The 12,645-nt window shown below is 70.8% G+C and carries 8 protein-coding genes; 4 read left to right on the top strand and 4 right to left on the bottom strand.

Annotation, left to right across the window (positions count from 1 at the left end):
• Position 1 precedes the first annotated feature (1 nt).
• Together AB0K67_RS04340 and AB0K67_RS04345 are read left to right on the top strand one after the other, a co-directional pair.
• Positions 2-889 carry a DeoR/GlpR family DNA-binding transcription regulator gene (locus AB0K67_RS04340; protein ID WP_364052645.1) on the top strand — a complete coding sequence of 296 codons (888 nt, stop codon included), beginning with the start codon at positions 2-4 and terminating at the stop codon, positions 887-889.
• Positions 890-2,180: 1,291 nt separating this feature from the next.
• On the top strand, positions 2,181-4,433 hold the full coding sequence (locus tag AB0K67_RS04345) for a rhamnogalacturonan lyase (protein ID WP_364057434.1): 2,253 nt from the start codon (positions 2,181-2,183) through the stop codon (positions 4,431-4,433).
• Between the two features lie 276 nt (positions 4,434-4,709).
• Here the strand turns inward: AB0K67_RS04345 and AB0K67_RS04350 are convergent, their stop codons facing one another.
• The 3 genes from AB0K67_RS04350 to AB0K67_RS04360 form a co-directional block, all read right to left on the bottom strand.
• On the bottom strand, positions 4,710-5,279 hold the full coding sequence (locus AB0K67_RS04350; protein WP_364052648.1) for a hypothetical protein: 570 nt from the start codon (positions 5,277-5,279) through the stop codon (positions 4,710-4,712).
• A gap of 265 nt (positions 5,280-5,544) precedes the next feature.
• Positions 5,545-6,318 (bottom strand): ABC transporter permease, encoded by a 774-nt coding sequence (locus AB0K67_RS04355; RefSeq protein ID WP_364052651.1) that lies wholly within the window; start codon positions 6,316-6,318, stop codon positions 5,545-5,547.
• 1,356 nt (positions 6,319-7,674) lie between these two features.
• Positions 7,675-8,388, bottom strand: coding sequence for an ABC transporter ATP-binding protein (locus AB0K67_RS04360; protein ID WP_364052654.1), 714 nt, complete (start codon positions 8,386-8,388; stop codon positions 7,675-7,677).
• Between the two features lie 665 nt (positions 8,389-9,053).
• On the opposite strand from AB0K67_RS04360, the gene AB0K67_RS04365 reads away from it, so the two are divergent.
• Positions 9,054-10,184 carry a histidine kinase gene (locus tag AB0K67_RS04365; RefSeq protein WP_364052657.1) on the top strand — a complete coding sequence of 377 codons (1,131 nt, stop codon included), beginning with the start codon at positions 9,054-9,056 and terminating at the stop codon, positions 10,182-10,184.
• Between the two features lie 21 nt (positions 10,185-10,205).
• Positions 10,206-10,835: a response regulator transcription factor gene (locus AB0K67_RS04370; protein ID WP_364052660.1), complete on the top strand. Its 630-nt coding sequence runs from the start codon at positions 10,206-10,208 to the stop codon at positions 10,833-10,835.
• Between the two features lie 687 nt (positions 10,836-11,522).
• On the opposite strand, the gene AB0K67_RS04375 is transcribed toward AB0K67_RS04370, so the two are convergent.
• The gene (locus tag AB0K67_RS04375) at positions 11,523-12,539 is read right to left on the bottom strand and encodes a LacI family DNA-binding transcriptional regulator (protein ID WP_364052663.1); all 1,017 of its coding nucleotides are present in this window, start codon (positions 12,537-12,539) and stop codon (positions 11,523-11,525) included.
• Between the last annotated feature and the right edge of the window lie 106 nt (positions 12,540-12,645).

Consider the following 12,645-nt stretch of genomic DNA (forward strand, 5'->3'; position numbering starts at 1 on the left):
CATGCCCGCCACCCGCCCCGGCGACCAGAATGCCCCCGACACCGCATCCGCCCCCCAGGTCGTCCCCACCACCGCATCCGCCCCCCAGGGCGTCCCGACCTCCGTTTCCGGCATGCCCGCGGACCGGCAGCCCGACCCTGGCCTGCGTTACGGGTCCGCGCCCGGGAGACGGGCCGCGATCCTGCGCCGCGTCTCGCGCGACGGCTACGTCTCGGCCGCCGACCTGGTGGACGAGCTGGGCGTCTCCCCCAACACCATCCGCCGCGACCTGCAACGCCTCGCGAGCGACGGCCTGATCAGAGCCGTGCGCGGCGGCGCCACTCCGGCGGACGCCACGGCTCTGCCGTTCTCCGACCGCTCGATCCAGGCCGCCGACGCCAAGCGCGCGATCGCCGCCGCAGCCGTACGCCACATCGAGCCCGGCACGACGGTGGCGCTCGACTCGGGCACGACCACGCTGGAGATCGCCAAACTGCTCCCCGCCGACGCCGACCTCACCGTCGTCACCCACTCGCTGCCGGCCATCGCCGCCCTCGCACCCCGGCCGGACATCACCCTGATCGGCATCGGCGGCCAGTACAGCCGCGACACCCGCTCCTTCGGCGGCCCGGAGACCCTCGCGGCGCTGGAACACCTGGGCGTCCGCACGCTGTTCCTGGCCGCCACCGCCCTCGACGAGGCCGGCGTGTACGGCGCCACCCCTTACGAGGCCGAGACCAAACGCCGCCTGATCTCCATCGCCCGCGACACCATCGTGGTGAGCGACGCCCGCAAGTTCGAGCTGAGCGCCCCGATCAGGGTCTGCACCTGGTCCGCCGTCACGCGCCTCATCACCGACGCCCTCCCCGAAGGCTTCACCCTCCCCGTTCGCACGACCCTCGCCCCCTGACCCGCTTCCACCTGCCGCTCCCTGACCCGCTTCCACCTGCGCGGGGCGACGGGCGACCGGCCACGCCCGGACCAGGTGGCCGGCTTCCCGCTTCCTCCTGCACGGGGGCCGATGACCGTAGCGGCGCACGCGTGGGTGTGGAGCGGCCGGAGGCGCGGCGGCCCCGCCGACCAAGCGGCGACCGCCCGGGGCGAAGAGTCCCGGGGCCACCTGCGGAAGTAACAACCCTACGACGGCGCGGGGAGAGCAGCAGTGACCCCAGGCGCAGCCACCGAGCACCCCCGCCAAGCACTGCGACCACGCGGGGCACCTCCCCTGTGCAGCGCCCCAACACCGCCCGACCTGCGCAACCACCGAGCCCGCCCCGCCAAACACTGCAACCACGCAGGGCACCTCCCCTGTGCAGCGCCCCAACACCGCCCGATCTGCACAGCCACGAGCACCGCCCCGCCTGCGCAGCGTCCGCGCGGCGCAGCCGGGGGCAGACGGGTGCCTCACCGAGCCGAACGTAGCCCAGGGACGCGCCCAGGCGCTGATCCGGGTCGGCCATCGCCTCGAAGTTCTGGGCGCACCACGTGATGACCTCAAGGTAGCGACCGGCGGCCCGATGCAGCGCGCCGGTGACGGCGGCCAGCGCCGTCACGCTGCCGTAGAGCTACCGCAACGCCCCTGCGCTTGACGGCGGCCTGGCCGCTCCACGGGCAGACCATGCCGGTCCTGCGCCCGCAGCCGCAGCGTGTAGGCCAAGACGTCGGGCCAGGCTTTCGCATCGTGCTCCGATCAACCGGGGTTGCCAGCCCCTCCGAAGATCGTCCGCACACTCGCAACCTGCGACTGTCAGCGGGATCGCCGCAGCCGGTCGAGGCCGCATGCTGCGGCTGAGCAGGCCGTGGCGACGATCGCCGCGATCGCAAACGGACGGCGGCCAGAGGGCACGGCGACCGTCGCAGTACGAGGCGGGCGGCGGTGACGCCCCCGATCTCAAGCGATGGCGCAGGCGCCCTGATCTCAAGCGACGGTGCTGGCACCCCCCGATCGCGCGTACATCACAGCGCCGCACAGCGGTCCTCCCCACCCTCCCACTGAACGCTTTCAAGGTGGTTCACGACCTCGGCCGCCCCCGCCACCCCCTATATCACCTGGCGAAACATGCCCTTGACAAACCTCACAGTCCCCAATAATCTCCAGCCAAATTTAATCGATTCAATGAGCGGAGCTCGTCACGATGAGACCCCCCAGCAGCATCCGCCGCGCCATGGCCGTGGGCTTAGCCGCACTCATGTGCCTGCCCATGACCCCCTCCCCCGCCACCGCCGCCTCCGCACCACAGGGCGAACACCGCCCGGGCCCGCGCCTTGAGCATCTCGATCGGGGCCTGGTGGCGGCCTCCACCAGCGAGGGCGTGTTCCTGAGCTGGCGACTGCTCGGCGACGAGGTCACCGGGCACGGCCCGGACGGCATGACGGGCACCGACTTCCGCGTCTACCGCGACGGCCGTCCGATCGCCACGGTGACCGACAGCACCAACTACCGCGACCCTGCGGGCACGTCCCGCTCCGAGTACCGGGTGGCGCCGATCGCGAGGGGCCGCGAGGGCCGGAAGAGCCCTGCTGTCAGGCCTTGGCTTAAAACGTTTTACAATCTCAAGCTGCGCAAGCCCGCCGACGGCGTGACCCCGGCGGGCGAGGCGTACACGTACGCGGCCAACGACCTGAGCGTGGGCGACGTGGACGGCGACGGCCAGTACGAGTACGTGGTCAAGTGGGAGCCGTCGAACTCCAAGGACGTCTCGCAGCGCGGCTACACCGGCAACACGTACCTCGACACCTACGAGCTGGACGGCACCCTGCGCTGGCGGCTCGACCTGGGCGTGAACATCCGCTCGGGCGCCCACTACACGCAGTTCCTGGTCTACGACTTCGACGGCGACGGCCGTTCGGAGATGATGCTGAAGACCGCCCCGGGCACAAAGATCATCCGGTACGGCGCCAAGGGCCAGGTCGTCTCCGAGCGCTACATCACGATGCCGCGCGAGGACCGCAAGGCCGGGTACGCCCACACCGACGACTACCGGATGAGCGCCGCCGACTACTTCGACCACCTGGCGGCGATGTTCACGAAGTGGCATGAGCATCCGGAGGTCGTCGCCGGGCGCTGGCCGAAGACCATCGAAGAGGCGCTCGGCATCGAGCCGAAGTACCGGTACCCGCTCTCCAAGGCCGACGCGGAGGAGCTGGCGACGTACTTCATCGACGTCTACGCGCCCTCCCGCAGCGGCAACAACCGGCTGCGCGAGTTCGCCGGCTTCGTCCTCACCGGCCCCGAGTACCTGTCGGTGTTCGACGGCGCGACGGGCCGCGAGCTGCAGACCGTCCACTACAAGCCGGGACGCGGCGACGACGGCCTGCTCTGGGGCGACTACGCGATGGCCAGGATCGAGCCGGGCAACCGGGTGGACCGCTTCCTGTCGTCGGTCGCCTACCTCGACGGCCGGCGCCCGTCGGCGATCTTCGCGCGCGGCTACTACACCCGCACCACGCTGGTCGCCTACGACTGGGACGGCAGGCGGCTCAAGGAGCGCTGGTACGTCGACAGCGGCCACGCCCCAATGACGAACCCGTTCAACGCCTCGCCGCACGGCGTCCCCGGCAGCAACCCGAAGTACGCCGACCTGACCACGCAGGGCTTCCACTCGATGGGCGTGGCCGACGTGGACGGCGACGGCAGGCAGGAGATCGTGTACGGCTCCGCCACCATCGACGACGACGGCGACCTGCTGTACTCCTCCTTCGACGTAGCGCCGCCGCAGAGCAACGTGCCGGGCCAGAACGTACGGCTCGGGCACGGCGACGCCATGCACGTGGGCGACTTCGACCCCGATCATCCCGGTTTGGAGATCTGGACCGTGCACGAGGGCGGCTCGTGGGCCCCGTACGGCTGGGCGCTGCGCGACGCCGCCACCGGCGAGGTGATCCACGGCGGCTACAGCGGCGTGGACACCGGCCGCGGCATGGTCGGCGACATCGACCCGGGCATCCGCGGCCTGGAGATGTGGTCCTCGATGCCGCCGGACCAGGCGGTGCAGGCCGGTCTGTGGTCGGCGCGCGGCGAGTACCTGGGCAGGAACACCCCCGGCACCAACATGAGCATCCGCTGGGCCGCCGACATGACCACGCAGCTCGTCAACGGCACCGCCACCGACGTCCTGCAGACGCCCACCATCGACGACCACCGCAGGGGAACGCTGCTGACGGCCGAGGGCACGCTGACGAACAACTGGACGAAGGGCAACCCCGGCCTGGTGGCCGACGTCTTCGGCGACTGGCGCGAGGAGCTGCTGGTCCGTACGGCCGACAGCAGCGCGATCCGCATCTACCTCAGCACCGAGGTGACCGACAGGAAGCTGTACACGCTCATGCACGACCCGCAGTACCGGGTCGACGTGGCCAGGCAGCAGACGGGCTACAACCAGCCGGCGTACCCGAGCTTCTACTTCGGCTCGGACATCGACTGGTCGAAGGTGCCCGTACCGAACCTGCGCTGACACCCGCATGAAACACCAGCGCTGACGCTCACATGAAACGCCGACGCCGACACCCGCATGACACGCCGACGCCCACGCCCGCATGACACGCCGACGCCCACGCCCGCATGACACGCCGGCACCGGCCTCCCGCATGAGACGCCGGCACCGGCCTCCCGCATGAAGCGGCGATGCCGACGCCCGCGTATCACGGCGACGCTGACGTCCGTGGGAAACGCCGAAGAGGGCGCTCCGCCCGATGGGAGCGCCCTCTTCGATGACGTCTGATGGCCGGCCTTACCGGGTGGCAGGAACCTTGACGGACACCTGCTGGATGACCGGGTTGTCGTCCTTCTCGGCCCAGGCGCCGGTGGAGAAGGCCACGGGGTAGCTCTTCTTGCCGACCCCGTCACCCCACTTGGTGATGATGTAGTCGACCTTGATGTGGCCCTCGCCGTTGACGCCGTCGACCCCCAGCGTGCGCGGGTTGAACGTGCCGCCGGTCAGCTCGGCGAAGGTCTTGGCGTCCAGGTCGAGCATCACGCCGCGGTTGGACGGGGCGCCGGGGCCGCGGTCACCCACGAAGAAGGGCAGCTTCTTGCCCTTGTAGATGACGTAACCCTCGGTCATGAGGGGCCAGCTCGGGCTGGCGGCCAGGCCCTTCTGCATGGGCTTGCCCGCCGCGGGCAGCCCGGTGTCGCCGGCTCGGCCGGAGGCGTCGTCCCAGAAGTAGGACGCAGTCGTCGAGCCCTTCAGCACCCCGCGCTGCTCGACGCCGGTCCCGGCGTGAGCGGTGGACGCGCCGACGGTCATGGCCGCGGCGGCGGAGGCGGCGAGCAGGGCGACAGAACGCAGGCGAGCAGACATAGGAAAATTCAGGTCCTTTGTTAGGGGACGGGAACTTTGCGCTCGTCGGGACGTACGTAGCCGGGCAGCACGCCGTACAGACGCTACGTGGAGCGCAGCGGGAATCCGCGTGGATCGTGGGATCCGAAGAACCGAGGCAGGCCCCGCCTCTCTTGGTCAGGCGCGGGTCACTGCTCGGTGACGTCTACGACGCTACCTCTTAAAACCGGACATTGGCAAACATATCGCCACGAAACCGGCATAGATCTACCTTGTGGGTAAAGCATCAGGTCACGTCGCTGCGGAGCACTCGCAGGGTCCCCACCACGGCAGGGACGACGATCCAGACCGTCACAGACGCCGCCAGGCGCGCCAAATCGCCGCCTGTCACGTCGCCGCTCATCAGAACGTCGCTGGTGGAGTTGAGGTCCAGCCACTGTGCCATGGCTTTACCTCCCTTGCCAAGTTGACCGACGAAGCTCCACACCATGGGGCTGACCAGGTAGATCACGATCACGGCCGGGGCGTTCAGCACCAGCAGCCCCAACGCCAGGCCCTGGGCGGTCACCAGCACCATCGTCGCGATCCAGCCCAGCAGCTCGTACGGCTCGAGCCGCCACGACGCCTCCACGCCCGCCACGGACGCCGCCACCGCCGTCACCGGCAGCGCGACCAGCACCGCGAGGACGCACGCCAGCGCGGCCGCCACCAGTACCGGCACGCACTTCGCCACCAGCACCCGCGCCCGTCTCGGCTCCAGGGTGAACGTGGTCAGCGCCGTTCGGTGATGCCACTCGCCGGTGATCGACAGAATGCCGAGCACGGGCAGCAGAATCCCGAACGCCGCCCCCGCCGTCCCGGCCAACGTGAACAGGTCGGCTGTCCCCGTCACGACGCCCCGGCCGGCGACGAGCGCGACCGCGACGACGACCAGGACGGCGGTCATGATCCGGCTGGTCCGGGTATCGAGCAGCTTCCGCGTCTCAACTCGCAGCAGGGTGCCGAACGTGCTGCGCTGCCAGGTTCGTGGGGCGATGTGGGTGGTCATGAGCAGCTCCAATCGCTATGGGTGCAAGGGGTGGTTCTGTCGGTGGTGGGGGTGAAGAAGTAGGGGGAAGAAGGGGCGAGCCACGCTCAGCCGTCTGGCCAAGCACCCGCCAGCCGTCTGGCCAGACAACCGCCGGCCGTCTGGCCAAGCACCCGCCAGCCGTCTGGCCAGGCACCCGCCGGTCGTCTGGCCAGGCAACCGCCAGCCCCTCCGGCCTAGAAGCCGCCGAGTGGAAGCCGTCGCCAACGCTTCACGAGTGCCGCCTAAGTGCAGCCGCGTCACACACGCGTTGCGTCCGATGGCCAAGTGGCAGGGCCACGGCCGAGCGCGGCCCTTCGCGAGCGACCGCTGAGCGTGCGGGTGCTGTGTCACGTGGGGTCGTCCGGCCAGGCCAGGCGCTGCCCGAGCGCATCCTTCGATGGCCACTTCGCGGGCGACTACCAATTGCGGCCGCCCCGCAAGCGCTGCACGGGCGACAGCACAGCGTCTGACCGACGACAGTCGAGGGGCGCGTGGGGACGCTTCGCGGGCGACACCAAGTTGGCGAGCGACGACGACCAACTACGGCCGCCTCACAAGCGCCTCACGGACGGCTATCGAGCGCACCCTGCGTAAGGACGCTTCGCGGACGACGCCGAATGGCAGGGAAACCCCCAACGTGGCCGTGTCTCGATGACCAGATGCAGCGCCTCCCGAACACGACCGCGTGTGCCGCCTCCCGAACACGACCGCATGGGCCGCCTCCCGAACACGACCGCGTGTGCCGCCTTGCGGGCGACGACCGGCGGAGGGTCCTTGAACGCCAGCCCGGTGGAGCCGCCGACGCTCGCCCGCCCGGCCCGCGCATGCAGACCCGCTTGACGACGCAGGCCCTTGCCGGACCGGCATCCGGAACGTAACCGGAAGCCAGGTGACGCACGGTCGCCGGATCGGGTAACGGCAGTAGACGGGGCCAGGTCGGGCCAGCCGGCGACGGCGGGCGAAGACGCCCGATCCGCTCGCAACGGCGGGACCGCATCGCCGGATCGGGCCGCCACAGCAAGCCACAACGCCAGGACAGGCCGCGACAACACGCGAAAACGCCGAGCCGAATCTCGACGGTAGGTAAGGGCCGGATCGGGTTGCGATGGCACGCCATAGCACCGGGCCGCCCCGCCACGGCGGGCGACGACACCGGCCCAGATCGCGACTGCAGACGACGGCGCCGGCCAAGGTCGCGACTGCGGACGATGGCACCTGTCCAGGTCGCGACTGCAGGCGACGATGCCTGGTCGCATTGCTACGGCGGACGAGGTCATCGGGACTGAGAGAGATCATCGGGTTCCAAGACGGGGTCGTGGGGGCTGGGAGACCAGGCCGAAGCCAGCGTCAGGCGGGGGTGCGGGATGCGCGGGAGGTGAGGTCGAGGAAGGTCTGTTCGAGGCTGCGGCCCTGGCTGAGCTCGGCGAGTGTGCCCTGGGCCAGGACGCGCCCGGCGCCGATCATCACGATGCGGTCGGCGACCTGCTCCACTTCGTACAGCAGGTGTGAGCTGAGCAGAACGGCGCAGCCGGAGGCGGCCAGGTCCCGCAGGAGCTCGCGCATCCACTGGATGCCCTGGGGGTCGAGGCCGTTGGCGGGCTCGTCCAGAATGAGCGCCTTGGGGCGGCCGAGGAGCGCGTGGCCGATGCCGAGCCGCTGTCGCATGCCGAGTGAGTAGCCGCGCACCGGCCGTCCGGCCTCCTTGGCGGTCAGGCCCACCATGCCGAGTACTTCGTCGACGCGCGTTTTCGGCAGGCCGAGCATGAGCGCGCCCAGGGTGAGCACCTCGCGCCCGGTGCGGCCGGGGTGCTGGGCGCCGGCGTCGAGCAGGGTGCCCACGTCGTAGCCGGGACGCGCCAGCTCGGCATAAGGCTTGCCCAGCACGGTGGCGCGGCCTGATGTGGGCTTGATGAGGCCGGTCAGGATGCGCATGGCCGTCGACTTGCCCGCGCCGTTGGGGCCGAGGAAGCCTGTGACGGAGCCGGGGTGGACGGTGAAGGACACGTCGTCGAGCGCCTTCACGCCCTTGTAGGTCTTGGTGACGCGGTGGAGTTCGATCACGATCAGAAGTTCATCGGAAACGCCACCGGATCACATCGGACCAGGGTCGAAAGTCGCCGTCGCCAGGGCTACACCTGCGCGGCGAGTTGTAGCCGAGGGTCTATAGCGGAGTCGACCCAGGGTGCTAACGCGCAGGCCAGGCCATGTTTAGGCTGATGGCCGTGCACGACCACCACGCTGTCCCTCCGCGCCAGATGGCACGTGACGACCCCGGCACGCCGCACCAGGCATCAGGCCACGACCCCTCCCTGCTCGACCGGGCATCAGGCCACGACCCCAGCCCGGTGCACGAGACACCAGGCGATGACCCTGGCACGCCGCGCTCGAGTGACGTCGCCGAACGCTTGGGTCCGCCGCGCTCGAGCCACACCGCCGAGCCCTCGGATCCGCCGCACCCGAGCCACACCGCCGAGCCCTCGGATCCGCCGCGGCAGAGTGTTGCCGAGTACCCAGACCCGGCCGAGCGTCTAGACCAGGCCGAGCGTCCGGACCTGTCGCGCCCGAGCTCGGCCGAACGCCTAGGTCCGGACGGGCGGCTCGGCATGCCTGAGGCCGTCACTACCGGCCGGTCAACCACCGGGCGGTCAACTGCCGGGCGGTCAGCCGCAGGGCGGTCAGCCGCAGGGCGGTCACACATCGGGCGGTCCACCGACAAGCTGGGGGCCGTGCTGCTCTACTTGTTCGCCGCGCTGCCCCTGCTGCTCTCCGCGGTGATACTGATCAGCAGCGGCACCTACGGACCTCAGGTGGACGTGGGCATGCTGCTCGCCGACATGGCCACGGGCGCGGCGGGCATGGCGCTGCTGCCGTTGCGGCGCAGGTGGCAGTGGCAGATCGCGGCCGTGCTGGCGGTGCCGACGGCCTTCTCGATGACGATGGGCGGGCCGGCGATCGTCGCGTTCGCCTCGCTGGCCACGCATCGCCGGTGGCGGCAGGTGGTGCCGGTCGCGGTGCTGTTCTGGGCGTGCGAGGTGTTCTACAGCCGGTGGAAGGACGACATCCAGCTGACCGTGTTCTACGCGATCGTCTCGGCCGCCGTCCTGGCCGCGGTGACCGCGTTCGGGCTCTACCTGAGGGGTCGGCGCGAGCTTGAGGCGGAGCGGCTGGAGGCGGAGCGGCGCGGGCAGGCGCAGCGGGTGGAGCAGGCCAAGCTGGCCGAACGCCTGAAGATCGCGCAGGAGATGCACGACGTCCTGGCGCACCGCCTCTCCCTGCTGGCGATGCTGGCGGGCGGGCTGGCGTACCGGAAGGACCTGACGCCCGAGCAGACGCGGGAGGCGGCGCTGGCGATCCAGGAGAACGCGCACCAGTCGCTGAACGAGCTGCGCGCCGTGCTGGGCACCCTGCGGCGGGGCGGGCACGACGACCAGGCCGAGCACGACGGTGCGGCCGAGATCGAGCCCGCCGCGCCGCAGCCGACGCTGGCCCACCTCGACGCGCTCTTCGCCGAGGTACGCGCCGCCGGGCAGCAGGTCGAGGTGCACGACACCGTCACAGAGAGGGATCGGCTGCCGACGCAGACGGGGCGGCACGCGTACCGGATCGTGCAGGAGGCGCTGACGAACGCGCGCAAGCACGCGCCGGGGAGCGTGGTGCGGGCCGAGATCGGCGGGCGGCCGGGCGACGGGCTGCGGATCCGGGTGAGCAACGCGACCATGCCGGGCAGGCCGGGGCCGGGTGGGCGGCTGGGCCTGATCGGGCTGGCCGAGCGGACGCGGATGGCCGGTGGGAAGATCACTCATGACGTACGCGACGGGCGTTTCGTCCTCGACGCGCTGCTGCCGTGGGAGGCTTGACGCGTGGTGAGAGTCGTGATCGTGGATGACGATCCCATGGTGCGTACGGGGCTGCGGCTCATCCTGGGCGGCGAGTCCGACATCGACCTCGTGGGCGAGGCGGGCGACGGCAAGCAGGCGATGACGATGATCCGCGACCTGCGGCCCGACGTCGTGCTGATGGACATCCGCATGCCGGAGCAGGACGGTCTGACCACCACCGAGCTGCTGCTTCGGCAGCCGTCGCCGCCCCGGATCCTGGTGCTGACCACGTTCGACGCCGACGACATGGTGCTGCGGGCGCTGCAGATCGGCGCGAACGGGTTCCTGCTGAAGGACACGCCGCCGCCGAAGATGATCGAGGCGGTGCGGGCGGTGGCCAACGGCGAGCCGGTGCTGTCGCCGAGCGTCACCCAGCAGGTGATCGCCGCCGCCACCGGACGCTACGAGCCGCGCCGGCCCGACGCCGCACGCGAGCTGGCCGAGCTGACCGAACGCGAGCGGGAGGTGGCCATCGAGGTCGCCAAGGGCAGCTCCAACGCGGAGATCGCCAGGGATCTGTCGGTGAGCGTGGCCACCGTCAAGGCCAACATCACCCGCATCTTCGCCAAGCTCGGCACGGACAATCGCGTGCACGTGGCGATGAAGGTCCGCGACGCCGGTCTCCTCTGACCGTTCCCTCGGTATGCCTGCTCGCCGGCTCCGCTCCGAGGCTCCTAGGCTCCGCTCCTCGTGGGTGCGCCCTTCAGGTCCAGTCCGGCTTGATCTGTTCCGGGCGCAGCCTGCTCTGGCTTGACGCTCGCAGGCGAGGCGCGAGGTGCTCACAGGTCGGGCTCGGGCGGGGGCGCTCGCCGACCGGGCTCGGGCGGCGGTGCTTGCAAGCCAGGTCAGGCGGGGCGCTCGCAGGCCGAACGTGGGCGAGACGCTCGCAAACCAGGCTCGGGTCGGGGCGCTCACAAGCCGGACGGGTTGAGGTGCTAGTAGGCCGGGCGCTGGCCGAGATGCTCGCAGGCCACTCCGGTCAGACGCTGGCGGGCTCCGGTCAGGCCCCTCGCGGGCTTTCGGGCGAGACGCCGCTTTCTCCCGGCCCCCTCCGCCTCCGACCGAGAGGTGCCGCGGCGGACGCGCTGGCAGCCGGCACTCCGGCCGACCCGTGCTGAGCCTGGCCCGGTCGCGAGTGGTCGATCGGGGGAGGGCGGTGCTGCGGCGTGCGCGCGGCCGGACCCCCGCCGCGACGCCGATCAGCCGAACCAAGGCTCAGGATCGGGCGGTCAAGTCAGGATCGGGCGGTCAAGAAGGCGGTGCTGTGGCGTGCGCACACCTGACACCGCCACACCACCCCCGCCAACTCACTGAGGCTCAGGGCCGGGCCTTCAGTGGCGCGGTGCTGCGGCGGATGATCAGGTTCGTGGCCAGCTCGATCCGGGTGCCGGACGGCCCGCGCGGGTGGGTGAGCTCCTCGTGGACGAGGCGGACGGCTTCGTTCGCCATGTCGTCGAGCGGCTGCCGTACGGTCGTGAGCGGCGGCGAGAGCATCTCGCACAGCGTCGAGTCGTCGAACCCCACGACGGAGAGATCGTCGGGGACGCGGAGGCCGCGTTCGGTGGCGGCCTGGTAGACGCCGGCGGCCTGGAGGTCGTTGCCGGCGAAGACGGCGGTGGGCGGGTCGTCGCGGTCGAGGAGTTCGCCGCCGAGCGTCTTGCCGCCGCCGACCATGAAGTTGCCGTAGCGGGTGAGCGCGGGGTCGGGTTCGATGCCGAACGTGCGGTGAGCCGCCAGGTAGCCCTCGTACCGGTCGAGCGTGCACTGGGTGTCGAGCGGCCCGCCGATGAAGCCGATCCTGGTGTGTCCGAGCTCCAGCAGGTGGGTGGTGGCCATGACGCCGCCGAGCCAGTTGGTGGCGCCGACGGTGGACAGGCGGGGGTCGCGCTGGCCGACGGGGTCGAGCAGCACGAGCGGCACGTGCAGCAGCTCCTCGAGGGCCTCGATCTCACGCTGGTCGGCCCTGGACAGCACGAGCACGATGCCGTCGGTGTTGCGCTTGCGCACCATGCCGATCCAGCGTCGCAGGTCGAAGTCGGGCCGGTAGGAGGAGGTGACGACCAGGGAGAAGCCCCAGCGGGCGGCGGCCTTCTCGGCGCCGCTGATCAGCACCTGCGCCCACGGCGAGCCGAGGCCGTCGATGAGCAGGTCGATGATGCCGGCGCGGGGTTTGCTGGGCGGGCGCGGAGCCTCGTAGCCGGAGGCTCGTACGGCTTCGAGCACCTTGTCGCGGGTGGCGGCCGAGACGTGTTTCTTGCCGCTGAGCACCTTGGAGACCGTCGGTACGGACACTCCTGCGGCCGCGGCGACGTCGGCCAGCGTGGCTCGACGCACAGGACCTCCCGTTGGCCGTGGCGCCGCCTTCCGGCGGCACCGGTGAAGTTGCGACTTTCGGAAAACCCGCCCGAACGATGGCGGCCCGCTGAACAGGCGGTATTCC

The organism is Nonomuraea sp. NPDC052634, assembly GCF_040678535.1.
In the GTDB taxonomy this organism is placed as follows: Bacteria; Actinomycetota; Actinomycetes; order Streptosporangiales; family Streptosporangiaceae; genus Nonomuraea; species Nonomuraea fastidiosa.